Annotated in this window: 23 protein-coding genes; 8 read left to right on the top strand and 15 right to left on the bottom strand. The window is 70.5% G+C overall.

The genetic code is table 11. The features are described 5' to 3' along the window. The first annotated feature begins 193 nt into the window (after window positions 1–193). The gene (locus tag EBN03_RS05265; protein ID WP_122186615.1) at window positions 194–1081 is read left to right on the top strand and encodes an esterase/lipase family protein; all 888 of its coding nucleotides are present in this window, start codon (window positions 194–196) and stop codon (window positions 1079–1081) included. Window positions 1082–1096: 15 nt separating this feature from the next. Here EBN03_RS05265 and EBN03_RS05260 read toward each other — a convergent pair whose 3' ends face one another. After that, entirely contained in the window at window positions 1097–1954 is an 858-nt protein-coding gene (locus tag EBN03_RS05260; protein WP_233608135.1) for a GNAT family N-acetyltransferase, read from the bottom strand. 51 nt (window positions 1955–2005) lie between these two features. Then, window positions 2006–3163, bottom strand: a complete 1158-nt coding sequence (gene ispG / locus EBN03_RS05255; protein ID WP_122186614.1) for a flavodoxin-dependent (E)-4-hydroxy-3-methylbut-2-enyl-diphosphate synthase — start codon at window positions 3161–3163, stop codon at window positions 2006–2008. A gap of 339 nt (window positions 3164–3502) precedes the next feature. Between ispG and EBN03_RS05250 the strand changes: the two genes are divergently transcribed. Both EBN03_RS05250 and EBN03_RS05245 read left to right on the top strand, forming a co-directional pair. Further along, the gene (locus tag EBN03_RS05250; RefSeq protein ID WP_122186613.1) at window positions 3503–4195 is read left to right on the top strand and encodes a hypothetical protein; all 693 of its coding nucleotides are present in this window, start codon (window positions 3503–3505) and stop codon (window positions 4193–4195) included. A 26-nt stretch (window positions 4196–4221) separates the two neighbouring features. Next, window positions 4222–4914, top strand: coding sequence for an endonuclease V (locus EBN03_RS05245; RefSeq protein ID WP_233608133.1), 693 nt, complete (start codon window positions 4222–4224; stop codon window positions 4912–4914). On the opposite strand, the gene EBN03_RS05240 is transcribed toward EBN03_RS05245, so the two are convergent. Both EBN03_RS05240 and dxr read right to left on the bottom strand, forming a co-directional pair. Beyond that, window positions 4911–6131, bottom strand: a complete 1221-nt coding sequence (locus EBN03_RS05240) for a M50 family metallopeptidase (RefSeq protein WP_122186612.1) — start codon at window positions 6129–6131, stop codon at window positions 4911–4913. The two genes, EBN03_RS05245 and EBN03_RS05240, sit on opposite strands and share 4 nt — an antisense overlap. Before the next feature lie 48 nt (window positions 6132–6179). Further along, window positions 6180–7343: a 1-deoxy-D-xylulose-5-phosphate reductoisomerase gene (gene dxr / locus EBN03_RS05235; protein WP_122186611.1), complete on the bottom strand. Its 1164-nt coding sequence runs from the start codon at window positions 7341–7343 to the stop codon at window positions 6180–6182. A 149-nt stretch (window positions 7344–7492) separates the two neighbouring features. On the opposite strand from dxr, the gene EBN03_RS05230 reads away from it, so the two are divergent. After that, the gene (locus EBN03_RS05230; protein ID WP_199742623.1) at window positions 7493–7756 is read left to right on the top strand and encodes a DUF2631 domain-containing protein; all 264 of its coding nucleotides are present in this window, start codon (window positions 7493–7495) and stop codon (window positions 7754–7756) included. A 64-nt stretch (window positions 7757–7820) separates the two neighbouring features. On the opposite strand, the gene EBN03_RS05225 is transcribed toward EBN03_RS05230, so the two are convergent. The 8 genes from EBN03_RS05225 to EBN03_RS33610 all read right to left on the bottom strand — a co-directional run bounded on the left by EBN03_RS05225 (window position 7821) and on the right by EBN03_RS33610 (window position 14431). Next, window positions 7821–8738: a LysR family transcriptional regulator gene (locus EBN03_RS05225; protein WP_122186610.1), complete on the bottom strand. Its 918-nt coding sequence runs from the start codon at window positions 8736–8738 to the stop codon at window positions 7821–7823. A 9-nt stretch (window positions 8739–8747) separates the two neighbouring features. Then, a complete protein-coding gene (locus tag EBN03_RS05220; protein WP_122186609.1) occupies window positions 8748–9830 on the bottom strand; it encodes a glycoside hydrolase family 18 protein in 1083 nt (360 codons plus the stop codon). 78 nt (window positions 9831–9908) lie between these two features. After that, window positions 9909–10553 carry a hypothetical protein gene (locus EBN03_RS05215; RefSeq protein ID WP_147471468.1) on the bottom strand — a complete coding sequence of 215 codons (645 nt, stop codon included), beginning with the start codon at window positions 10551–10553 and terminating at the stop codon, window positions 9909–9911. A 66-nt stretch (window positions 10554–10619) separates the two neighbouring features. Beyond that, a complete protein-coding gene (locus EBN03_RS05210; protein ID WP_122186607.1) occupies window positions 10620–11891 on the bottom strand; it encodes an amidohydrolase in 1272 nt (423 codons plus the stop codon). 123 nt (window positions 11892–12014) lie between these two features. Continuing rightward, window positions 12015–12437, bottom strand: a complete 423-nt coding sequence (locus tag EBN03_RS05205) for an organic hydroperoxide resistance protein (protein ID WP_122186606.1) — start codon at window positions 12435–12437, stop codon at window positions 12015–12017. Further along, complete coding sequence (locus EBN03_RS05200) at window positions 12434–12880, bottom strand: MarR family winged helix-turn-helix transcriptional regulator (protein WP_122186605.1); 447 nt, start codon at window positions 12878–12880, stop codon at window positions 12434–12436. Before EBN03_RS05200 ends, EBN03_RS05205 begins: the two co-directional genes overlap by 4 nt. 112 nt (window positions 12881–12992) lie before the next feature. Next, on the bottom strand, window positions 12993–13772 hold the full coding sequence (locus tag EBN03_RS05195; protein WP_233608131.1) for an RCC1 domain-containing protein: 780 nt from the start codon (window positions 13770–13772) through the stop codon (window positions 12993–12995). A gap of 83 nt (window positions 13773–13855) precedes the next feature. Continuing rightward, window positions 13856–14431 carry a putative immunity protein gene (locus EBN03_RS33610; protein WP_147471467.1) on the bottom strand — a complete coding sequence of 192 codons (576 nt, stop codon included), beginning with the start codon at window positions 14429–14431 and terminating at the stop codon, window positions 13856–13858. A gap of 28 nt (window positions 14432–14459) precedes the next feature. Between EBN03_RS33610 and EBN03_RS05185 the strand changes: the two genes are divergently transcribed. Then, a complete protein-coding gene (locus EBN03_RS05185; protein WP_199742593.1) occupies window positions 14460–15248 on the top strand; it encodes a MerR family transcriptional regulator in 789 nt (262 codons plus the stop codon). On the opposite strand, the gene EBN03_RS05180 is transcribed toward EBN03_RS05185, so the two are convergent. Both EBN03_RS05180 and EBN03_RS34900 read right to left on the bottom strand, forming a co-directional pair. After that, window positions 15245–16135: a fructosamine kinase family protein gene (locus EBN03_RS05180; protein WP_122186601.1), complete on the bottom strand. Its 891-nt coding sequence runs from the start codon at window positions 16133–16135 to the stop codon at window positions 15245–15247. The two genes, EBN03_RS05185 and EBN03_RS05180, sit on opposite strands and share 4 nt — an antisense overlap. Window positions 16136–16307: 172 nt before the next feature. Continuing rightward, window positions 16308–17924 carry a dienelactone hydrolase family protein gene (locus tag EBN03_RS34900; RefSeq protein WP_233608130.1) on the bottom strand — a complete coding sequence of 539 codons (1617 nt, stop codon included), beginning with the start codon at window positions 17922–17924 and terminating at the stop codon, window positions 16308–16310. A gap of 135 nt (window positions 17925–18059) precedes the next feature. On the opposite strand from EBN03_RS34900, the gene EBN03_RS05165 reads away from it, so the two are divergent. The 3 genes from EBN03_RS05165 to EBN03_RS05155 all read left to right on the top strand — a co-directional run bounded on the left by EBN03_RS05165 (window position 18060) and on the right by EBN03_RS05155 (window position 21281). Then, window positions 18060–18932, top strand: a complete 873-nt coding sequence (locus EBN03_RS05165; RefSeq protein ID WP_122186600.1) for a LysR family transcriptional regulator — start codon at window positions 18060–18062, stop codon at window positions 18930–18932. Between the two features lie 434 nt (window positions 18933–19366). Next, window positions 19367–19972, top strand: coding sequence for an Imm42 family immunity protein (locus EBN03_RS34020; protein WP_158675539.1), 606 nt, complete (start codon window positions 19367–19369; stop codon window positions 19970–19972). Continuing rightward, entirely contained in the window at window positions 19893–21281 is a 1389-nt protein-coding gene (locus EBN03_RS05155) for an ABC1 kinase family protein (protein ID WP_233608129.1), read from the top strand. Before EBN03_RS34020 ends, EBN03_RS05155 begins: the two co-directional genes overlap by 80 nt. On the opposite strand, the gene EBN03_RS05150 is transcribed toward EBN03_RS05155, so the two are convergent. Further along, window positions 21282–24752 (bottom strand): tetratricopeptide repeat protein, encoded by a 3471-nt coding sequence (locus EBN03_RS05150; RefSeq protein ID WP_233608128.1) that lies wholly within the window; start codon window positions 24750–24752, stop codon window positions 21282–21284. Window positions 24753–24911 lie beyond the last annotated feature (159 nt).

Below are 24911 nucleotides of genomic sequence, written 5' to 3'. Positions count from 1 at the left end.
ACATGGCGCGATGCATATCGAGCTGCATTTCGGCGATTTCGATCGAGATGAGTCGAAATAGGGGAATCGGGGGAATCGACCGCTCGTATCGGAGCGGGAATCGTACGGCGACCCGCGCTTTTCGCGGACGTCGGCGCGCCCGGTGAATTCCCCTGCCGCAGCGATCGGAACGATCGGACAATCGGAGGATTCAGTGTTCGGACGAAACACCACCGTTCTGACCGCGACCGCGGCGGCGGCCATCGGCGGCTGGGCACCCGCGGCCGCCGACACCGCGCCGCTGCCGGTCCCCTACGGCCCCGCCGCCTCGTACGCGCACGTCGCCGACGCGACCACTCCCCCGCCGGGCGCGAACCTCGCCGGCTGCGCCGGGCCCGCGCCGCACCCGCACCCCGTGATCCTGATCAACGGGATGTACCTGACCCAGGGCGCGGCCTGGAACACGGGCGCGCCGCTGTTGCACAACGCGGGCTACTGCGTCTTCACCTTCAACTACGGCAATCCCGTTCCGCTGGCACAGTTCCCGCTCCAACAGCTGACCGACCTGCGCGCCGCGGCACGGGAGCTCGCCACCGAAGTGGACCGGGTGCGCATCGAAACCAATTCGGACACAGTCGATCTGGTCGGCTACTCGCAGGGCGGTGTGCTCGCCCAGTACTATATCAACGTCCTCGGCGGAAACACGAAGGTGGACAAGCTGATCGGGATCGTCGCCGAGAACCACGGCATGACCGCCGGCCCGCTGCCGGCCCCGCTGGACCGCGCGATCCCCCCAATGACCCAACTCCGGCGCGGCTCGGACTTCCTGAACGAGATCTACGCCGACGGCGACACCCGGCCCGGCGCCGACTACACCGTGATCGCCAGCAGCACCGACCCCGTCACCGCCCCCTACGAACACACCTTCCTCGACGGCCCCGGCGTCACCAACGTTCTGCTCCAACAGGATTGCGACCTCGACCACTCCGACCACGAGTCCGCGCTCTACTCCCCGCGGGTCTGGCAGTACGTGCTCGACGCGCTGCAGCCCGACGCGGCGAGCCCCGTCCCCTGTGTCGAGGTCGCGCCGGCCAGCAGCTGACCGCCCCGCGGCCGGCTAGTCGACCAGCACCGTGGCGAAGGTGGCGACCTGCCGGAACCCCACCCGGCGGTAGGCCTGCCGCGCGATCTCGTTGTAGCAGTTGACGTACAGGCTCGCGGTCCGCCCGGCCGACACGATCGTGTTGGCGACCGTCGCGGTACCGGCGATGCCCAGGCCGCGCCCCCGCCAATCCGGATGCACCCACACGCCCTGAATCTGCCCGGTCTGATCCGACAGCGCGCCGATCTCCGCCTTGTAGACGACCTGCCCGTCCTCGAATCGTGCCCAGGCCCGGCCGGATTGGATCAACCCGGCCACCCGGCGCCGGTAGCCGCGGCCACCGTCACCGGCCCGCGGATCCACCCCGATCTCCTCGGTGAACATCGCCACCGCGGCGACCAGGTAGCGATCGAGTTCGTCGGCGCGCACCCGGCGCACCTTCTCGTCGGGCAGCGCGGACGCCGCCCGGTCCAGCGCGAGCAACGGCTGCTCGGAGCGCACCTCACGCGGCGGCCCCCACTGCTCGGCGAGCCGCTCCCACAGCGGCAACGCCAGCTCCTGCCGGCCCACCACCGACGAGCAGGTCCGTGGCCAGCGCAGCGCCCGGTCCGCGAAGGCCCGCAGATCCTCGGGCCGCCCGCGCAGCGGAATCAGGTTCGCGCCGGAATAGCACAGCGACTCCGACGGGCCACCCCGGCTCCACAGTTGACCCACGCCACCTTCGATGCCGAACTCCTGCAGTCGCGCAGCCACCATGCACGAGGCAACCGGATCGGTATCGAGGATCCGTAGTACTTGCGCCAGGTCACGATCGGCAAGCTGGCGTGCGCCGGACGCCCGGGTCCGGCGGGTCGGCTCCAGCACACTCCGCACGATCACAGCCTGCCACGAACCGCCGCTCGTGTTACCGCGTTCGGCAAGCGGTTACGAGACGGTGACTACCGGCTCACCGCTCGGCGTGTTCTGACCGAGTTCCTCGGCGATCCGCATGGCCTCGTCGATCAGGGTCTCCACGATCAGGTGCTCGGGCACGGTCTTGATGACCTCACCCTTGACGAAGATCTGACCCTTGCCGTTGCCGGAGGCCACACCCAGGTCGGCCTCGCGCGCCTCACCGGGACCGTTGACGACACAACCCATGACCGCGACCCGCAGCGGCACCTCCAGGCCCTCCAGCCCCGCACTGACCTGGTCGGCGAGGGTGTACACGTCGACCTGGGCCCGGCCGCAGGACGGGCAGGACACGATCTCCAGCTTGCGGGGGCGCAGGTTCAGCGACTGCAGGATCTGCTGACCGACCTTCACCTCCTCGGCCGGCGGCGCCGACAGCGAGACCCGGATGGTGTCGCCGATGCCCTCCGACAGCAGAGCGCCGAACGCCACGGCCGACTTGATCGTGCCCTGGAACGCCGGGCCGGCCTCGGTCACACCGAGGTGCAGCGGGTAGTCGCAGGCCGCGGCCAGCTGCCGGTAAGCCTCGACCATGACCACCGGGTCGTTGTGCTTGACCGAGATCTTGATGTCGCCGAAGCCGTGCTCCTCGAACAGGCTCGCCTCCCACAGCGCCGACTCGACCAGCGCCTCGGGGGTGGCCTTGCCGTACTTCTCCAGCATCCGCTTGTCCAGCGAACCGGCGTTGACGCCGATCCGGATCGGGATGCCGGCCGCGGCGGCCGCCTTGGCGACCTCGCCGACCCGGCCGTCGAATTCCTTGATGTTGCCCGGGTTCACCCGGACCGCGGCACAGCCGGCGTCGATCGCGGCGAAGATGTAGCGCGGCTGGAAGTGGATGTCGGCGATCACCGGGATCTGGGACTTGCGCGCGATGGTCGCCAGCGCGTCGGCGTCCTCCTGGCGCGGGCAGGCGACGCGCACGATGTCGCAGCCCGAGGCGGTGAGCGACGCGATCTGCTGCAGGGTGGCGTTCACGTCGTGGGTCTTGGTGGTGGTCATCGACTGCACGGACACCGGGAACTCGCTGCCCACGCCGACCTTGCCCACCATGAGCTGCCGGGTCTTACGCCTGGGCGCCAGAACCGGCTGCGATACTTGGGCGGCACCGCCGCCGGGCGCGGCGGGCATGCCCAGAGTGATGGCTGTACTCACGTTCGAGCGCCTACTTTCGTCAGGTCGGCCGGTACCGCTTCCGAGTCTAGTCACGGCGGTGGAACCCCCTTCGTCAGAGCTACGTCATCGGCGCCCGGCCGCACTGCGGCCGATCCGTGTCGACGGTGGGTCGACAGTGATTCGGCGCAGACCAGGGCGGGTACGGAAACCCGGGCCGGGGCTCGGCGATTCGGGTCGCCGGGCGCGCCGGGTCCCGCGGTGTGAGCGATCCCACAGCACACGACGCGAACCGGATCGACCCGACACTGCCGAAAGACGCATCGGCAGGTACCCCGGTTGTGAAAAGCTGAGGGCGTGGGCGACGCGAGCACGGCGCTGACAGCGCACGACTTTCTCGAAACGTTCCGGAATCCGGATCTGCCGCGAGAGCATCTGCAGCAGCTCCTGACCACGGTCTCCGGCTTTCTCGACAACCTTGCCTCCCCGGCTGCGGAGGCCACAGCCATCGCACTGCAACTCGAACGTGCGCTGGAACAGGTCCTGGCCGAACGCGATGCCGCCGATCGCGCCCGCGACCGCCGGCGGGAGGCGCGCGATCGATTCCTGGCCGTCATGACCGAGTTGCGCGACTTCATGGTCGAGTTGCCCACCCTCCTGGACGCGGAGGGCGCGATCGGAAAGGCCGCGCTCGGCGAGGGATTCGAGGTGCACTCCGACGGCGGGGTGCGCACCACGCCCGATCAGGCGGGCGTCGAACCGGGCAAGCTGGAGCTGCGGCGCGTCGAGCTCGAGGAGCAGATGGTCGCGGCGATCGCGGCCCGGACCGCCCTGATCAGCGATGCGGTGGACCGGATCTGCGAGCTGCTGGCGACGTATCCGGGCAGCCCCGAGGGGTCGTGGGTGGTGCGGGAAGTGGCGGGCTTCGCCACCGACCTCGATCTGGCCGAGCCGTTCGCCACCACCATTCCGGTCCTGCCCGCCTGTTCGCTGCAGGATCTGCTCATCCAGATACTCGCCGAGATCGACCGCGGCCGGTCCCGGACCTGATCCGGGCGGCTCGCGCTGGACCGCGCGTGGCAGCCTGGTCCGGTGCGATCGATTGCGCCCGACGAATCCCCGCCGACCCCGAAGCGGCTGTGGCGCTGCAGAACCGGCTGCGGCACCTGGTGGTTCCGCACAATCCGGGGACGCCCGAGTTCGCGACGGTGGCGGGCCTCGATTCGGCCTATCGTGCGGACGGGACCGTGGTCACAGCCGTGGTCGTCCTCGACGCGCGGACGCTGGAACCGGTGGAGACCGCTACCGCTGCGGGGGTCGCGTCGTTCCCGTACGTGCCCGGGCTGCTCGCGTTCCGCGAGCTTCCCGGCAGTGTGGCCGCGCTCGAAAAGCTTTCCACCACACCGGATCTGCTGGTCTGCGACGGCCAGGGCATCGCGCACCCGCGCCGGTTCGGGCTGGCCTGCCATCTGGGCCTGCTGACCGGACTGCCGTCCATCGGCGTGGCCAAGACGGTGTGGGGTGACCACGAACCGCCGGGGAACGAGCGCGGCGCGTGGTCACCGATCACGATCGACGGCGAGGTGGTCGGCCGCGCGGTGCGCACCCGGACCGGGGTCAAACCGGTCTACGTCTCCGTGGGACACAACATCGATCTCGATACCGCCACCGCGCAGGTGCTGGCGCTGGCGCCGCGGCACCGGCAGCCGGAGACCACCCGGCACGCCGACCACCTGTGCCGGACCCTGCTGCGGGAGCTGCCGGCCTAGGGGAAGATCTTGATCGGGTTGACGATGTCGGCGACCAGGGTCAGCACCATGTACGCGCCACCCAGCACCACGACGACGTAGGTCGCGGGCAGCAGCTTCAGGTAGTCGACCGGCGCGCCGTCGGACTGCCCGCGCCGGCGGCGGAAGGTGTTGCGCAGCTTCTCGTACAGCACCACCGCGATGTGCCCGCCGTCCAGCGGCAGCAGCGGCAGCAGGTTGAAGGCACCGAGGAAGAAGTTCAGGCTCGCCAGCACCAGGATGAACGGGCCCCACAGGCCGCGTTCGGCGGTCTGGCCGCCGATGGTCGCGGCGCCGTACACGCTGACCGGGGTGTCCGCGTCGCGCTCGCCGCCGGTCACGGCATGCCACAGGGCGACCACCTTGCTGGGCATCTGCGCCAGCGACTGGAAGGTGCGGCCGAACATGTCACCGGTGAAGGAGGCGGCGGCGGGGACGGCGGTGACCGGGTTGTAGGTCTGCGGTTCGTAGTAGTCCTGACCGATACCGACCTTGCCGACCGTGACCGGTGTGGTCGAGCGCTGCTTGGTGGTCTTGTCCACCGGATAGGTGACGGCCTGGTCCGGGGTCACCGTGATCGTGATCGTCTTGCCGTCGCGCAGCACGGTGAACGGGGTGGGCCCGCTGGAGTGCTGGATCGCGGTGGTCATCTCGTCCCAGGTGTGGACCGGGGTGCTGCCGACCGCGGTGACCTGGTCACCACGCTTCAGGCCGGCCAGCTGCGCCGGGCCGTCGCCAGTACACGGCGTATAGCTGCCGTCGGCCTGCTGCGCCGGCACACAACCGGCCGGCAGGATCTGCGTCGCCGGCGGGGAATCCAGCCGCGGCAGGCCCCACACGCAGGCCAGCAGCATGATCAGCAGGAAACCGAGGATGAAGTTCATCCCGATGCCGCCGAACATGACCAGCAGCCGCTTCCAGGTCGCCTGCCGGTACATGGCCCGGTCCAGGTCGCGTGGGTCGACCTCGTCGAGGGCCGTCATGCCCGCGATATCGCAGAACCCGCCCAGCGGCAGCGCTTTGAGTCCGTACTCGGTCTCGCCGCGCTTGAAGGAGAACACCTTCGGGCCGAACCCGATGAAGTAGCGGCGCACCTTCATGCCGGTGGCCTGCGCGGTCCACATGTGGCCGCACTCGTGCAGTGCCACCGACACCGTGATGCCGAGCGCGAAGAGCACGAACCCGATCGCGAACCCCATGCGAGCCTTCCTGCGTCGTATCCCCCACGCTCGTGGGACGGATCCAGCCTACTGCTGTCCTGCCTGCTGACCGGCCTGCGTGATGTAGGTCCGCGCACGCTCACGCGCCCACGTGTCGGCCGTGAGCACCTCGTCCACGGTACTGGGTTCCGCGGTCCAGGTGTCGGCGGCCTCGACCACAGCGGCGACCGTGCCCACGATCTCCGGGAACCGGATGCGGCCCGCCAGGAAGGCGTCGACGGCGACCTCGTTCGCGGCGTTGTAGACGGCGGTGACACAGCCGCCCAGGCGCCCGGCGTGCCGGGCCAGCTCGACGGCCGGGAACACGGTGTTGTCCACCGGCTCGAACTCCCAGGTCGACGCGGTGGACCAGTCCAGTGCGGGGACGGCGCCCGGCACCCGGTCCGGCCAGCCCAGGGCCAGCGCGATCGGCAGTTTCATATCGGGCGGGCTGGCCTGCGCGAGGGTGGAACCGTCGGTGAAGGTCGCCATCGAGTGCACGATCGACTGCGGGTGCACCACCACGTCGATGTCGTCGTAGGAGATGCCGAACAGCATGTGCGCCTCGATCAGCTCGAGGCCCTTGTTCATCAGCGTGGCCGAGTTGAGCGTGTTCATCAGGCCCATCGACCAGGTGGGATGCGCCTTGGCCTCGGCGGGGTTCACCGCCTGCAGCTGTTCGGTGGTCCAGCCGCGGAACGGGCCACCCGACGCGGTGAGCACCAGCCGGGCCACCTCGTCGGCGCGACCCCCGCGCAGGGCCTGCGCCATCGCCGAGTGTTCGGAGTCGACCGGGACGATCTGACCGGGTGCGGCGGCTCGGGTCACCAGCGAGCCACCGGCCACCAGCGACTCCTTGTTGGCCAGTGCCAGCCGGCGGCCCGACTCCAGCGTGGCCAGTGTGGGCCGCAGGCCCAGCGAACCGACCAGGGCGTTCAATACGACGTCGGCGTCGGTGCGGCGCACGAGTTCGGTGCAGGCGTCCGGGCCGCTCAGGTCCACACCGAGAGCCGCGGCGGCGGCCGGGTCGGCGACCGCGACATTGCGGGTGCCGGTGGCGGCGATCTGTTCGGCCAGCAGCTCGGTGTTCCCGCCGCGCGCGGCCAGTCCGACGACCTCGAACCGGTCGGGGTTCGCGGCGATGACCTCCAGCGCCTGCGTACCAATGGAACCGGTGCTGCCCAGCAGCAGGACTTTCACGATGTCGGACACCGGTTCATTCTCCCGTAGCGCCGATCCCGCCGTACACGTGGGACACCCGGTTCACCCCGCTGGCTACGACGCACAGTCGTATGCCACCATAGGGACGAAACCGTATGCCGCGCGCTCGATGCGGCATCCTCGAACTGATGGGAGCGAACGTGGCCGCCACGGAACTGGAACCCGCCAAGAGCGCCGTCGTCACGAAGGTCGACCCCGCCGAGGTTCCGTCCGCCGCTTGGGGTTGGAGCGGCGAGTCCACGAAGGCCATGAACATCGCCGGCTGGGTGGTCGTGGTCATCCTGCTGTGCATGCTCAAGGGCAATCACAAGGGGCACGTCGAGGACATCTACCTCGTCGGCTTCGCCGCCCTGATCAGCATCATCCTGATCCGCGGCCAGATCCTGAAGCGCAAGCCGCGCTAGATTCGCTCGAACTGCTCCGATGGGGTGGCACCGCACTGCGGTGCCACCCCATCGGAGTATTCGGCTACCGGGACCGGCGCCGGGTGGATCTGGCGGGCTTGGCCCGCGTCGCCTGCCGGGGCTTGGCGGCCCGACGCGGCTGTTGCGTTTGGGCGCGCGGCTGCGGGGTGCGGGAGCTGTTCACCGTGCGGCCGCGGACGATCCCGATGAAATTCTCGGTGCGCTCGTCGTCGGACGCGGCCGGCCAGGCCAGTGCGATCTCGGTGGGTGCGACGTCGGTGACGGTGCGGTACACCAGATCCCGGCGGTGGTGCAGTCGGGCCAGCGAGTGCGGCACGATCGCCGCGCCGCCGACGGCGGCGACCAGGTCCAGGGTGGCGGCGATGTCGTCCAGGTCGGACGCGTCCTGCATGCGTTCGGCGGCCAGGTCCGCGGTGACCACTTCGTCGAACAGCGAGATCGGATGATCCTTGGGGACCACCGCGACGGCCAGTTCCTTGTACAGCGGAATGGCGTGCAGGCCCTCGCGATCGATGGGCAACCGCACCAGGCACATGTCGACCCGGCCGTCGCGCAGGGCGGCGAGCTGCTCGGCCTGCGGGATTCCGATCAGCTCCAGGGGCTCGTCGGGATAGCGTTCCGCCCAGCGGTCGGCCCACTTCGACATGGTCACGCCCGGCACGTAGCCGACCCGGAACGCACCCGGGCCCGCCGGAATGTCTTGGGCCACAGTCTCTTCCGAGCGGGCGAGGATTTCGCGGGCGGCCGCGAGGGCCTGCTCCCCCGCGGCGGTGAGCCGGGTCGACTGCGCACCGGGAACGAACAGCGGGCGGGCTAGTTCACTCTCCAGTTCGGTGACCGTGGCGCTCAGCCGCTGCCGCGAGATGCCGAGCGTCCGGGCGGCCCGGGCGAAATGCAATTCCTCGGCTACCGCGACGAACCAGCGCAGACGGGTCGTATCGATCGTTTCCAACTGGTCCATCCGGTAATACTACCGGCGAGTCACCCCGCCGTCCGACCCCCAGTCCCGGCGGTAGGCGGCCCAGTCGTCCGGGGTCGCGGTGTAGTCGACATACAGTGCGACACCGACATTCTGCCGATCCGGGGCAGTCCGGCCCAGGCCCAGCCGGATCCCACGCAGCGCGGCCGGCACGGTCTCGGCGGAACCGTGGTGGCCGTAGTCCTCGGCCCAGTAGGCGGGAACCCCCATCAGCAGGTCCACTCCCGGCGGGGTGACCGCGAGCGCGAGGGCGGTCTGGCGGGCCACGTAACCGCTGTACAGCTCGGGTGTCGGCATCCAGGTGTCGTAGGACATCACCGCGATCTGGTCGACCCGGCTCGCGACCTGCGCGAAATACCGCTGGGACCAGAACTTTCCGTGCGGGCCGAGCGCGGCGCCCACCAGATGCAGTCCGGGCAGCGGGTCCAGCTGCGGCGCCGACACCGACAGCCGGACGCCGCGGGCGCCGGTCAGGGCGTGCGCGCGATCCAGGATGGCAAGGTAGTCGGGCGATCCCGAGTGAACGGGCTCCAGATCGAAATGGACACCGTCGAATCCGAGGTCGAGCACCTGAGTCACCGCGCCCGCCACGTGGTTTCGCGTCTGCGGGTTCGCCATGTCGAGCGCGTCGTGGGTGGGCGCCACCAGGTCACCGAGCCACGCCTGCACCCGCAGCCCGGGCGCGGCCCGGTGTACGGCCGCGACGAACCAGCCGGCCCGCGGCGCGAGATCGGCGGGCAGGCTGCCGTCGTCGGCGAGCGGTCCGGTGTGCACGAAGACATCGGCGACCCCCGTCCCGGCGAGCTGGGCCGCGAGCGCGGTCACCTCGGCCTCGGTGGCACGGCCGTCGACCCAGCGGTGCCCGATCCAGTACGCATCGTGGCCGCGGGTCCGGACATCGGCGCGCGGCGTGCCCACATCCGCCAGCCGCAGCAGCACCACCGGCGAAGCGGCCGAGACCAGCACCAGCACCATGACCACACCCGCCACCCGGGCGGTCCGCGACCAGCGCGACCAGCTCCGCCACCGGGCGCGAAACCCGGCACCGATCCGCCGCACATCCCCCATCCGCATGCCCGGACCCTACCGGCGCCGACCCGGAACCGTTGCCGGGCAGAGCTTCCCGTGAGCCACGGTTCGCGGCCGGGGTGGTCAGTGGAGTGTGGCCGCGGGGGTGAGCAGGCGGTTGTAGCGGGTGGGGTCGACGGCGATCTCGGTGCAGAGGGCCAGCAGGATCTCGCGTTCGGTGCGGTCGAGGTCGCGGCAGATCACCAGGCGGGTGCCCAGGACGGGCACGGCTGGGGCGAGTCCGGTGCGGTCCCACCAGACGTAGGTGTGCCCGGCCGCGTCCACCGTGTGGCCGCGGGCCCAGCCGGCGGGGGTCCGCACGACCTCGGTGCGGGCGAATTCGGTTCCGCACGGGTCCAATACGGACAGGACGTCGACGTCGGGGGTTGCGGGGGCGGGGTCGGCGACGAGGTGGCACACGGTGCCGCCGGGCTCGGCGACGGCGGTGACGGACGTGCCGTGCAGCAGTACTCCGGCTTGGGCGCCGTTCTCGCGCAGGACCGTGGTGCGGGCGCGGTCGCGGCCGTCCAGTTCCAGGATCGAACCGTCGGCGCCGGTGATGCGGTGCCGCGCCGCCCGACCCCGCCACGGCAGCTTCGATTCCGGGCCGCGCTCACCGACCGCGAGTAGCTGGCCCGGGCCGGTGCGGAACAGGATCCGGACAGGGTGCGACGCGTCGCGCACCACCCGGCCTTCGACCATCCTCGACATGTTCCACGGCCCCGACATCCATGAATGGTAGTTCGGGTCCGATTGGGACCGTTGCCCTATCACCCCGGCGGCGTACCCGCCCGGTCAGGCGGAGGGGTCCAGCCAGGCGAGGGCGGCCGTGGTCATGGCCGTGACGCCGACGTCGATCGCGTCCAGGGAGGGCGCGTAGGTGGCGGAGTGTGGACTGGGGACGCTCTTGGCGTCGATCGTGCCGGTGAGCAGCGCGGTCAGGCCGGCGACCGGGTCCGGGCTGCCGAAGCGAGCCGGGTCCAGCACGCCGAACAGCCAGTAGCACAACGGAACTCCGGCCTCGGTCGCGAAGATCCCGGCATCCTCGCTGCCGGTCACCCGGCCCGGGTCGATGATCCGGTCCCTGCCGAAGACCGCGGCCAGGGCGGCGGAGGTCTTCTCGACGGCGGCCTCGTCGTTCGACAGCACGGGGAAGGTGGTGATCTCACTGATCTCGGGATCCCATTGGGCCCCGGACGCCACGGCCTCGGCCTTGACGATCCGGTGCACCGCCGCCAGGACGGTCGAGCGGACCGCGGGATCGAAGGTGCGGATGTTGAGCTGCAACTCGGCGTCGTCGGGAATGACATTGTGCGTAGTGCCGGCGTGCAGCGAGCCGACCGTCACCACCGCGGCGTCACCGGCGGGGATCTCGCGGGAGACGACGGTCTGCAGGCGCATCACGGTGGCCGCGGCCATCACCACCGGGTCGACGGTGGCCTCCGGGCGCGATCCGTGCCCGCCCTTGCCGTGCAGCACCACCCGCAGCGCGTCGGTGGCGGCGAAGAACGGCCCCGAGTGGGTGCCTACCACGCCGACCGGGAAGGGCCCGGTGTGCTGGGCGAGCACCACGTCCGGGGTGGCGAACCGATGGTAGAACCGGTCGTCGATCATCGCCTGTGCGCCCGTGCCGGTCTCCTCGGCCGGCTGGAACACCGCGAGCACGGTCCCGGACCAGCCGGAACGAGAGCCGGCGAGCAGTTCCAGCGCGCCGAGCAGGCAGGTGGCGTGCAGGTCGTGGCCGCAGGCGTGCATGACGCCGTCGGTCCCGGAGGCGTAGGACAGGCCGGTCGCCTCGGTCACGGGCAGGGCGTCGATATCGGCGCGCAGCAGGACGGTCGGCCCACTGCCGTTGGCCAGTACCGCCACCACCCCGGTACCGCCGACCCCGTCGGTCACCGAACAGCCCAGTGCCGCGGCACGATCGGCCAGGATGGCGGCCGTGCGATGTTCGGCGCCGGAGAGTTCGGGATGCGAATGCAGGTCACGGTAGAGATCGGCGAGCCGGTCGCGCAGCCCCGGCACGCCCGCGAGCGCAGTGGATAGGACCGAGGTCGCTGCCGTCATCCGAACTCCTGAGCCGCCGCCGTCGAGATAGGACGTACTACCACTACCACCCGACCAGGCAGGAACCGGACGAACGCGCCGGTGCGGCCGCCCGATGATTCGGACGGCCGCACCGGGGACGGCTCAGTCGTCGGCGAGGGTCAGCGTGACCTCGACGTTGCCGCGGGTGGCGTTGGAGTACGGGCAGACCTGGTGCGCCTTCTCGGTCAGCGCGAGGGCTTCGTCGCGAGTGACGTTGGGCAGCGAGACCTCCAGGGTGACGGCGAGGCCGAAGGCGCCGGTGTCCGCGGTGCCCAGCGAGACGCGGGCGCCGACGGCGGAGTCGCTGACATCGGCCTTCTCGGCGCGCGCGACCAGGCGCAGCGCGGAGTGGAAGCAGGCCGCGTATCCGGCGGCGAACAGCTGTTCCGGGTTGGTGCCGGCGCCGTCGCCGCCCATCTCGACGGGCATGGACAGGTCGACGTCGACCTTGCCGTCGGTGGTGCGCGCGTGGCCGTTGCGGCCGTCGCCGCTGGCCAGTGCTTCCGCGGTGTACAGGATTTTCATCGTTCGTCCCTTTCGGTTCGCTCCAGCGCGGCGGTCAACCGCACCAACAGGTTTCGCAATGTCTCGAGGTCCTGGGCCGGGAGGCCGACCTCGCGGGCCATGGCCGCCGGGATCGGGCACGCCTGCTCCCGCAACTCCCGGCCCTCGCCGGTGAGCCGGACCTCGACTCGTCGTTCGTCGTCGGCGCTGCGGGCGCGGGTCACGAACCCGGCCGCTTCGAGACGCTTCAGCAGTGGTGAGACGGTCCCGGAATCGAGGGCCAGTTCGCCGCAGATCTCCCCCACCGTGCGCCCGTCCCGTTCCCACAGCGCCAGCATGACCAGGTACTGCGGATAGGTGAGCCCGAGCGCTTCCAGCTTCGGCCGGTAGCGCGCGGTCATGGCGCGCGACGCGGCGTAGAGCGGGAAACACAGCTGCTCGTCGAGTGCCAGTGGGTTCGTCATGCACGATAATGTAGTACGCAATTAAGTTGTGCACAACCTATGTGTGAAACAGCACTCACACCGGAACCGGCGCTCCCGAGTGCCGAGGACATCACCGGTGTTCTCGATCCGCTCAGCGTCGCCGGATTTGCCACTTCGTCGTGTCGCACTGACCGTCGTCGTTGTTGCCGGCCGCGAGAACAACTCCGTCGCCCCGCAATCCGAGAGTGTGAGTCGACCCGGCGGCGACGGCCACGACGTCGCGCCACGACGACACATCGCATTGCCCATGGCTGTTGTGCCCGGCGGCCCAGACCCGGCCTCGGATGTCGACAGCGACCGTGTGATAGCTCCCCGCGGACACTCGTGACACGTCACGCCAGTCGGATACCGCCACGCCACCACACGACGGGTCTCCAGCGACATGCACCCGTCCGTCCTCGGTGACGGCCACGGTGTGGAGATAGCCCGCCGCGACCGCACGCACGTTGCGCCAGCCGGTTACCCGGCACTGTCCTCGTCTGTTGCTTCCCGCCGCCACGACGGTGCCGTCAGCTCGAAGACCCACGGAATGCCAATCGCCGGCGGCGATGTCGACGATCTCGCTCCACGTGCCGACGTCGGCCGCTCCCTCCTTGTCCCGTCCGACGGCACGGACCGTACCGTCGGCGAGGACCGACAACGTGCGACGCCAGCCGGCTGCGATGCCCACGACGCCTGCCCAATCAGCGACATCGCACTGACCGTCCCCGTTCCAGCCGACGGCAAGTACCGTGCCGTCCGCGCGCAGGCCCACCGTGTGCGAGCGGCCGGTGTTCGAGAACGTGTGCACATTCCCCGCGGCCACGGCCACGATGTTGTTCCAGGTGCCGACTCCGCACTCCGGCGCCTCGGGAATCCCCGCTGTCACCACCGACCCATCGGAGCGCACTCCGACCGAGTGGCGCCGCCCAGCGGCGATCGACGATCGAGTACTTGATGCCGTGCGTGACAAGGTCATTGCGGTCCTCGGGTCGAGTCACGCCGCAGCCGCGCGTCGAGTTCGCCCATCACCGAAGCAATCTCCCGGCCGCGGTGGCGGACGCGCGGGTAGCGCAGCAGCACCTCGATTACCTGCGCGGTCACGTACCCGAGGACGTTCTCGATTGCGTCCGGGCGCGTCAGGGGCTCCACAGCTCGGCGCTGTTGAGCAAGGACGCAGTGGGCGGGTCCCCGCAGAATGTGGCCTACCTGCGCGCCGTCCGCGAGCGGGTGCAGATAGGCGGACGCCGCTGCGTCGCCGGCGGCCATCGCAGCGTGTGCTGCGGGCGGTTCGGCTCCTTTCGCTGCGCGGTGGGCGGCAAGCGCGGCGACGCGCTGCTCGTTGGACCGAGACCCTCCGCGGACAAATGCCCGCGCCGCGTTCAGCGCGGCTCGTGGCCGGGCATCGGTGGGGTGCGCTTGCTCGAAGAGATCGATGACCTGTTCGGCGCAGGCGACATTGAAGGCGCTGACCGCTCTGAGCTCGTCCAAGGTCAGCACGAAGTCTGGTGCCCGTGGCGGGCGTGGATTCTCGGCTGTGCTCGGTGACATGCCTTGTTATCGTAACTCTGAATCAACGGTGGAAGGTTTGACACCGAACTGCCGTGAAAAATCCAGAAAACCTTCAAACTATGGAGCGATGAGACCGATCGATCTGGCACGCGCGGCGGGCGTGTCTCAACAGGCGGTGCGCAACTACGAGGCCCAGGGCATCATCGACTCGGCCGCTCGCACCGCGCACGGCTATCGCGTCTACGAGCAGCGGCATCTCGACCAGCTACGTGCATTCGTCGCGCTGTCCCGAGCGGTCGGCCACGCCACCGGCGCCTCGATCCTCACGGCCGTCGTCAGCGGCAGGACCGCCGATGCACTCGACGCGCTCGACCGCGCGCACGGTCGAATCGTCGCCGACCGCGAAACCATCCACCAGCTCGACGGTGTACTGCGGGCCGCCGCTCACTTGCCGCCCGACCCGGAGCCGGCTCGCGTCCCCCTGACCGTCGGCGAGGTTGCCCGCCACATCGGCGTCACCGCCGCGACGTTGCGGAGCTGGGAACGAGCCGGTGCGCTGCGACCCCGTCGGCACCACACCGGACACCGCGAGTACACGCCACGGGACGTCGCCGATGCGCGGCTCGTCCATCTACTCAGGCGCGGCCACTTCCCACTGCCACAGATCGCTCTGGCGATCTCCCGCATCCACGGCGACGGGGACGCGACGACGGCCCTGCAACAGACAGCAGACTGGCGACAACGCCTGAACGAGCAGTCCCTGGCACTACTGCATGCCTCCGCCGAACTCGCGAAGTGTATCGGTCCGAGGCACTTCGGGTCAGTGCCGCAGCACCTCGATCGAAGCCAGGGCTAGCTGACTACTCCGTGGCCCGACAGCGGGCGCTCCTCGGCAGCCGCCCGGACCAGACCGGCGAACCCCGGACCGAACAGCATGGTGTGCACCAGCGCGAGATGGAGTTGATGCACGCCGACGCGTTCCGCCCAGCCGTCGGCGAGCGGATACACCTCCTGATAGCCGGCCAGGATCCGGTCCAGGTGGGCCGGGCCACCGAACAGGTGCAGGGTGGCCAGGTCGGTTTCGCGGTGGCCACCATGCGCGGCCGGGTCGACCAGCCAGGCGGAACCGTTGCCCCACAACAGATTCCCGGGATGAAGGTCGCCGTGGATGCGGGCCGGTGGCTCCGGCGGCACGACCGTGCGGTCCAGGGCCGCCTCCACCGCGGCGGCGTCGGCGGCGGTGATCGCGCCACGGTCCCGGGACAGCCGCAGATACGGTTCGATGCGGCGCAGCCGGTACCAGCTGAGCCAGTCGAGACCGGCGCCTGCCGTGTTGTCCAGTGGTGCGGTGCCGATGAACCCGGGCTGCTCGCCACCGAAATCCGGGCACGGCGCACGATGCAGGGTCGCCAGCCGCCGCCCGAAATCCTCGGCCACGCTCGGCGCGGGCGCGCCGTGCTCCACCCAGGCCATCGCGATCACCTGCTCGTCCACCGCGATCAGCTCCGGAATCGCGGGACCACCGGGCACCGAGAGCCATTGCAGCCCAGCGGCTTCCGCGGCGAAGAACCCGTCCGGAGCCGACACCGGCAGCCGTTTGGTGAAGATCTCGCTGCCGTCGTCCAGGGTCAGCCGCTCGGCCACACAGATATCCCCGCCCGGCACCGGCGTCACCCGGATCCGCTGATGCGTCAGCATGATTCCCAGGTGCCGCGGGTTGGCACGCAGCCACTCGAGGTCCATGGATGCGACGCTACCGCCGGTTCCCCCACAGCGGATCCGGAATGCCGGAGGTACGGCCCAGTTCGGCAGCCTCGATCGCGACATGTCCGCCGGGGTGGCGATCAGCCCGGCCGCAGCGCACAATCATCGCCCGGAACCGGCAAGCCGAACATTGTGCACTCAGGCCGGATGCTCAGCGATCCCGGCGAGCAGACTGCGGGGACACCAGCCCAGGACGGCGCAGGCGGCGGACCGCGGCGGCCTGGATCCCGGCGAGTTCGGCGGCGATCCGATCCCAGGTCGTCGCCGCTGCCGCTGCGTGGTAGCTCGGGGTCCCCGGGCTGAGGTAGGCGTGCGGGACGCCACCCTCCAGCACGATCAGTTCGCCGACTCCACTGTCGGACAATGCTTTTCCGATCAGCTCGCGATCGACGGCGGAGACGACATGGTCGGCGTCGCCGACGAGGTAGACGAGCCGGCCGGAGATCTCCGGCGCCAGATCCAGTGTGGGGGTGGGTCCGCCGACCGGGAGCTCGGTGCCGGTCAGCCAGCCGCCGTACAGGACGACGGTGAGCGCGATCGGCAGCCGGGCGGCGGCCAGGAACGCCAGGTGGCCGCCCATGCTGACGCCGAGCGCCGCGATCGGTCCCTGGTGCTGCCCGGACAGCCAGTCCGTCACGGCCCGGAAGTCCGCCACCACGCCGTCACGGGTGAGCGTGCCCAGCAGCTCGAAACCCTGGGCACGCCCGGCATCGTCGACCGGCAGCGCGATGCCGGCACCGGCTCGGTGATAGAAGTTCGGCGCGATCGCCAGATACCCGTCGCCCGCGAGCCGGTCGGCGAATTCGCGGATGTCGGACGTGACACCGAACAGCTGATGCGCCACGATCACCGCACCCCGGACCGAGCCGGACGGACGGGCCACGTACGCGTCCAGCGGGCCGTCAGCCGTATCGAGCACGAGCGACTCCCCCGCGACGCGGTCCGCCCCGGCAGGCGCGGTCGCCATCTCCTCCGCTACGCGGTCCGAACCGGCGGGCGTAGCCACCTCCCCGGCCACACGATCCGAACCCGCAAGCGCGGCCACCTCCTCCGCCACGCGATCCGAACCTGCGGACGCGGCTCCCTCGGCCCGGTCGGAGCTGAGGGCGGCCACGACCTGCTCGGCTACCCCGCGGGCGGATGCTGGGTTCTGGCCGGTGATCAAGCGGCCGTCGGCGACCACGTGTGCGGCGAACGTGGCGGCTGGGCTGTGGTGGGCGCCGGCGGCTTCGAGTCGCTGGGCGAGCAGGAACGGGACCACGTCGGTGAGGCCGACGGCCGCTTCCTCCGCGTCGGTGAAGGCGGCGACCCGCTTGCCGGCGACCAGCGGTGTGCCGTCGGAGAGGGTGGCGCCGAGCAGGGCGGCCGGGCCGTGGCAGACGGCGGAGACGATGCCGCCGGCCTCGTAGATCTCCCGAGCCAGGCGGGCCAGCGCCGGGTTGTCCGGGAAGTCCCACATGGTGCCGTGGCCGCCGGAGAAGAACACCGCGCGGTAGCGGGTGGTGTCGATGCGGTCGGGGGTGGGGGTGTCGGCGAGCTGGGCGGCAATGTGCGGGTCGGTCAGGAAGCGTTGCTGCAGTGGGTCGGCGGGGTCCTCGCCGTCGCGCGGCGGGCGGCCGCCCGCGACGCTCACCACGTCCACCGCGTAGCCGGCGGCGGTGAAGACGGCCCACGGTTCGGCGGCCTCGGCGACGTAGAAGCCGGTCGTGCGGCCGGTGTGGCCCAGCTCGGCGTGGCTGGTCAGCGCGATCAGAATTCGTCCGGGCATCGGATCGATCTCCTTGTGACTGAAGCTCTTCCGCGCCCGGATCGGCGCGGTGCCCTCGATCCTGGACCGTCGTGCCATCGGAAACCAATAGACCGATAGGGGTGCCGCCATCGGAATCCTGATAGATATGAATTCATGCGCGGTGTGTCCCTGGATCTCCTGCGAACGTTCCTGGCGGTCTACCGCAGCGGTTCGGTCTCGACCGCCGCCGCGCTGCTGGGCCTCTCGCAACCGACCGTCACCGCCCAGGTGAAACAGCTCGAGACCCGGATCGCACGCCCCCTGTTCAACCGGATGCCGCGCGGCATGGCCCCGACCGCGGCGGCCGACGAACTCGCGGCGCGCATCGCGCCCGCCCTCGACGACCTGTGCGAGACCGTCGACACGAACCTGCTGGGCGGCACCGAACGCTACGGGCACACCGTGCATCTCGGCGGACCCGCGGAACTGCTGTGCACCCGGGTGCTTCCCGCGCTGGCCGAACCGGTCCGGCAGGGTCTGCGGCTGCGGGTCGAATTCGGTCTGCCCGAGGGCTTGCTGGCCGCCCTGATCGGCGGTTCGCTGGACCTGATCGTGTCCACGACCCGCCCGCGGGCCCGCGGCGTGCGCGTGATCTCGCTGCTGGACGAGGAATTCGCGCTCGTCGCCGCGGCCCCCTGGACGCTCGCCGATCTCGGTCACGCCCCGCTGATCGCGTACGCCGAGAATCTGCCCATCCTGCGCCGATATTGGCGGACGATCTTCGGCACCCGGTTGACGCGCAGTCCCGCCGTGGTGGTTCCGGATCTGCGGGGCGTGCTGGCCGCGGCGGTGGCGGGCGCGGGCATCACGGTCCTGCCCACCTACCTGTGCGCGGCCGAACTGGCCGACGGCCGGCTGTACCGGCTCGAGTCGCCGGAGGTGCCGCCGCTCAACACGCTGTTTTTGGCGGGCCGGGCCGGGCCGGAGCAGCCCGCGGTCACCGAGGTGCGCGATCGGTTGCGCGCCAGCGCAACCGGCTGGGGATGACGCGGCGACCCGGAGTGCGCCGGCCACGCTGCGTGCCGTGCCGGCGCCGACCGCACCCCTCCGGCGGTCGGAACAGATTCGGCGAACGCAGCGCGCCCGGGTCGCGGCCTCCGAGGACCGCTGCCAGAACCGTAAGTCCGTTTCCGCCGGATTCACAGCCGACGTCGCACTCGTACACCCTGTTTCGCCTGATCACGGCACTCGGTCCGGTTTTCCGGTCCGGAAAGCCGCACACCTCCGGTGGGCCGCCCCGCCCGACCTGCGGCGGCTCGGGGCTCGGCGCCGACGATCCGGAGCGGAGAGCGTTTTTCCGGTCCGGAAACGGTTCCGACCTGGTGGTCGGACCGGCCGCCCGGACCGCGCGCCTGACAGCGCCCGGCCACTGTCGCTACGGTTGCACGGTGTCGGGGTGTGGACGCGGTTCGGAGGTGGGGATGGCACTGGTCGGAGACCCGGCGCGGTTCGCGATCGAATTCGAGGTGGAACCGGCACCGGATCCGGAGGCCGCGCCGTGGATGTTCGGCCGGACCCGATGGTGGTGCGGCGGTACCGCGGTCGGGCGCTACGAGCCGCACACCGTCCTGCCGGACGTGACGCGGGCCCTCGAACTGATCCTCACCGGTGAGCCGGACCGGACTCGCCGCCCGGATCTGTTGGAGCTGCCCGCCGCCGACGTGGCCCGCATCGTCGGTCAGGCCCTGTACGCCGACAGCGAACGCAGCGACGCCCAGATCGCCGCGGACGGTTCGCACTACGGCCCGTTCTTCGTCAGCCCGCGGACCTCCACCTTCGACCTGTGGGACGTGTTCGTGGTGGAGGGCCTCCGCAGCGCCCGGCTGATGTGGTGTCCGGTCGGCAGCGCCGAGATCGGTGAATGCGAGCTGCGGCCTGGTGAATTCGCGGGTGTTTTGGCAGGATTCCTGCAGGCGATTCGGTCGGGCGAGTACGGAGGTGACCCCTGTGGGCAGACCGCCGTCCACCTCGCGTCTGGCCCGGGGGACGCAAATCGGCGGGGTGGTGGCGAATCAGGCCTGGCGTAAACGACGCGCCCGGCTCGCCATGATCGGCCGTTCCGCCGAGGTCCGGGCCCGCATCGCCGACGAACAGGTGCTGGCCATGGCCACCCAGATGGTGCGTGTGCTGGGCGATCTGAAGGGCCTGGCCATGAAGTTCGGCCAGTTCCTGTCCATGTTCGATCTGGAACTGGTGCCGCCCGAGCATCGGGAGGGTTTCCAGCAGCAGCTCGCCGCGCTGCGCGACCGGGCACCGGCCGTCGACTTCGCCGCGATCAGCGCTGTGATCGAGGAGGATCTGGGGGCGCCGACGGAACACTGGTTCGCCGACTTCGATCCGGTGCCGATCGCGGCCGCCTCGATCGGTCAGGTGCACCGGGCCCGGCTGGCCGACGGCACCGAGGTCGTGGTGAAGGTGCAGTATCCGGGCATCGATCAGGCCGTGCGCGCCGATCTGCGCAATATCGGCCTGCTGCGCGGCATGGTGGCCCAGCTGGTACCCGGATTCACGGTGGCGGTGTTCGACGAGTTCCGCACCCATATCGAGAGCGAACTGGACTATCTGGCCGAGGCCCGCACCCAGCAGCATGTGGCCGAGCTGTATCGCGATCATCCGTTCATCTGTGTGCCGCAGGCGTTTCCGGAGTTGAGCAGCCGTCGGGTGCTGGTCACCGAGTACGCGCCCGGGCTGGATTTCGCGGCGATGCGCGAACTGCCCGCGGCGGAACGTGATCGGATCGGCGAGATCGTCTACCGCTTCTATGTGGGCTCGCTGTTCGAGCTGTCGGAGTTCTGCGGTGATCCGCACCCCGGCAATATCCTGCTGCGCGACGACGGCCGGGTGGTCTTCCTCGATTTCGGGCTGTACAAGCGGATGGACGCGGCGGCACTGGATGTCGAGCGCACCTGTCTTCGGGCGGCGGCCGAGGAACGCGTGGCCGACCTGTACCGGCTGCTGGTGGCGGCCGGCATCGTCGACGAGTCCGCCGGCGTGAGTGCGGCGGAGGCGTTCGACTACGTGCTGTCGGCCTCACAGTGGTGCCTGGTCGACGACGAGCTGCCGATCACACCCGAACTCGCTTGCGGGGCAGTGCTGTTGGCGATCGACCCCCGACTGGCGCAGTTCGCGGGCATGAAACGACAGAACCTGCCGCCGGAACATCTGCTGTCCCGCCGCGCCGACCTGCACACCTTCGGGCTGCTGGGCCAGTTGCGCGCCACCGCCAACTGGCACCGGATCGCGCGAGAGTGGCTCTACGGCGACCCGCCGCAGACCGAATGCGGTGTGCTACACCAGAATTGGAAAGCGGCACGCACACCGCAGCCGGTGGACTGATCAGCGCTGAGTGTCGGGCACCGGCAGATCCCGCCAGACCCGCCGCTTCTTCCAGCGCACCTGAACCTCCCGAACCAGCCGCAGCGCATCGATATAGGCGACCACCGGACTGAAACCCTGTGCCTCCTCCCACAAGTCGCCGATGCGCGCGAACATGTCGGCTCGGCCGGGATGCTGGTCGATCTCGGCGAACAAGCCCAGCATCCGCTGCACCAGGTCGGCGGCACCCGAATAGTCGCCCGACTTGAACCGCACCAGACCGAGTCCCATGAACGCGTACGCCTCGCCGAGCCGGTCGCCGATCTCACGGAAGATCTCCGGGGCGCGCTCGACCAGTTCGGTGGCGGCCGCGTAGTCGCCGTCCTGATACCGCAGGATCCCCAACGCGATATAGGTGTAGGCCTGGCCGACGCGGTCGCCGATCTCGAGGAAGATGTCCGACGCCTGCTGGGTGGCGGCCACCGCCGCCGAGAAGTCGCCGGCGCCGTGGTGCAGCATGGCGCGGCCGCCGAGCGCGTAGGCCTGGCCGAACCGATCACCCACCGCCACATAGATTTCGAGGGCCTGTTCCATCAGGTCGGCGGCACCGGCCGGGTCGCCGCCGGTGAAGCACAGCCGAGCCAGGGTGGTCAGCGCGTACGCCTCCCCCACCCGGTCGCCGATCTCGCGGAACAGCACCAGCGCCTGACGCAGCTGGGCGGATCCGGCCGCCGCCGCGCCGGTGGCGCCGCGTAACCGGCCCAGGCTGCACAGCGCGTACGCCTCGCCGACCTGATCGCCGACCTCCCGGAACAGGGTCAGCGCCCGCGTGAACGCGGTATCCGCGTCGTCGAAATCCTCACCGGCGTAACGGATCAGGCCCACGACGATCAGCGCGTACCCCTGCCCGACGCGGTCGCCGATCTCGGTGAAGATCGCCAGTGCCCGGGTCATGCCCTCGGTGGCGGCGGTGTACTCGCCGGTCGAGTAGCTGACCATGCCGAGACTGTGGTGGGTGTAGGCCTCGCCGACCCGGTCGCCGATCTCGCAGAAGATGGTCAGCGCCTCGTTCATTCGGGCGACCGCGCCCTGCGAGTCACCGGTGGCCAGCCGGGTGACCCCGAGTTCGTTGCGCACGTACGCCTCGCCCAGCCGGTCGCCGATCTCCTGGTGAATCGTCAATGCCTGCTGGCGAATTGCCGCAGCACCACCGTAGTCGCCGACGGCGAACCGCACCGACGCCAGGTCGTGCAGGGCATAGGCCTCGCCGAGCCGGTCACCGAGATCGCGGTGGATGCTCAGGGCGTTTTCGAGCGCCTCAGTCGCCCCGGCGTAGTCGGCGATGGCGTGCCGGAGCACACCCAATTCGTTGACGGCGTACGCCTCGCCGAGACGGTCGCCGGTGTCGCGGAAGATCCGCAGCGCCTGCTCGAGCAAGATGGCCGTGCCCGGATAGTCGCCGGTGGCGTAGCGCACGACGCCGAGACCGGCCAGCGCGTAGGCCTCCCCGGTGCGGTCGCCGACCTCCAGATAGATGGCCGAGGCCTGCCGCATCAGGTCGGCGGTGCCGGGATAGTCGCCGGTGGCGTAGCCGAGCCGGCCGAGACTGCCCAGGGCGTGCGCCTGGCCGATCCGGTCGCCGGTCTCGCGGTAGATGGTGAGTGCCTGCCGGACCAGTTCCGCGGTGCCCGGGTAGTCGCCGAGCGCGTAGCGGATCATGGCCAGGTCGTTGAGCGAGTCGGCGGTGCCGATCCGGTCGCCGCTGTGTTCGGCGACGGTGGCGGCCCGGCGGTGCAGCCGAGTGGCCAGCGGCCACGGGCCGTCGAGGCGGAGCAGTCCGGACAGGATGGCGGTCAGGCCGACGACGCGGGCCGATTGATGTTGCGCCGCAGCCGATTCCAGGCAGGCCAGCAGGTTGCTGCGTTCGGTCCGCAGCCAGGTCAGGGCCTGGACGCGGTTGGCCAGCGCGGGCGCGCCGACCAGTTCCACGTCGTCGTCCGCGGCGCCGGGGCGCGCACCGAGCGCGAGGTGCCGGTCGGCGATCGCACCCAGATGCTGGTAGTGGTCGAGTAGCCGGTCGACGGCGTCGCGGCGGTCGTCGGCGGGGTCGGCGGCGGCGAGATCCTGGGCGTATTCGCGGAGCAGGTCGTGCATTCGGTAGCGGCCGCCGGACACCTCGTCGAGCAGGTGGTCGGTGAACAGCTCGTTCAGTTCGCGGCGGGCGTCCGCGGGAGTGATATCGGCGACCACCGCGGCCGCGTAGCGGTCGATCTCCGGTCCCGGATGCAGCCCCAGCCGCCGGAACAGCAGCTGCCGAGCGGGCGGCAGTTCGCGGTAGGACATGGTGAACGCGGCCTGCACCGCGCGCTGGCCCGCCTCCAATTCACCGAGCCGGTCGGAGGCGGCGGCCAGTTCGGCGGCGGTCTCGGCGATCGTCCAGGTGCTGTGATGCGCCAGCCGGCCCGCGAGCAGCACGATCGCCAGCGGCAAACAGCCACACAGCGCGACGATCTCGGCGACCGCGGCCCGGTCGGCGTCGGTCTGGGTGCGCCCGGCGAGCGCGAAGAACAGTTCGGTGGCCCGGTCCGCGTCCAGGGTCGGCAGCGCGGCCGAACGCGCCCCGTCCAATGCGACCAGCCGCCGGCGGCTGGTGATCAGGGTGAGGCAGCCGGGCCCGTTCGGCAGCAGCGGCTCGATCTGTTCCGGATCGGCCGCGTCGTCGAGCACCAGCAGCACCCGCTTGCCCACCAGCTGGCTGCGCCACAGGTTGCGCCGGTTCTCCGGGCTGTCCGGGATGTTGCGCGGGTCGAGGCCGAGGTCGATGAGCAGTCCGGCCAGTACGTCCGCGGAACGCACCGCGGGCTGCCCGGGCGAATGGGCGTGCATGCTGACGAAGAAACAGCCGTCGGGGAACCGGTCGGCGAGCCGGTGCGCGGCGCGGGTGGCGAGCGCGGTCTTGCCGACGCCGGGCATGCCGTCGATGGTGTAGATCGACGCCCCGCGCTCGACGGTCTCGATGATCCGCTCGAGTTCGACGTCCCGGCCGACGAGCAGGTTGACGTCGTGCGGCAGGGTATTGGTGACCACCGGCCGGGCCGAGGGGATCTCGCGGGCGGCCGGCGCGGGCTCGGCGCGCACGGCACTCTCGTCGGCCTCGGCCGCCGCCGCCGCCCACAGCTGATGCCAGACGGTGGTGCTCAACAGATCTCCCGGCTGCACGCCGGGACGTTGCCGCGCCTGATGATTCAAGGTGGTGAGCACCGGCTGCAGCGAGGCGAACTTGGCGGGCACGTTCCGCCCCGACCGCCAGTCACTCACCCGCTGAATCGTCGGCAGCCCACGGGTACCGGGCAGCCGCGCCCGCGTATTGCGCACAACCTGATTCAGCGTCGGACTCCCGGCCGCCACGAACAGCTCGGACAGCCGCCGCGCGAACTCCGCGCGCGCGGAACCACGCCTGACTTCTCCGCGCTCGACGGAACTCGTTGCCACCGAATCAGACTAACGGTACGGCAGAACACCGGTTCGTCGCCGCGGGGCTACTGCCTGGTCAGGGCGAATTCACCTGTGCGCCTGGGGACCGAAACGGTGCAGCGGACCGATGAACGCCGGGCGCGGCGCGCCGAGCGGCGCGCGGGTCAGCTCGCGCAG

The sequence above is a fragment of the Nocardia stercoris genome, assembly GCF_003696265.1.
GTDB lineage: Bacteria > Actinomycetota > Actinomycetes > Mycobacteriales > Mycobacteriaceae > Nocardia > Nocardia stercoris.
The sequence above is the reverse complement of the archived record's forward strand: the minus strand, read 5'-3'. Positions and strand labels throughout refer to the sequence as shown.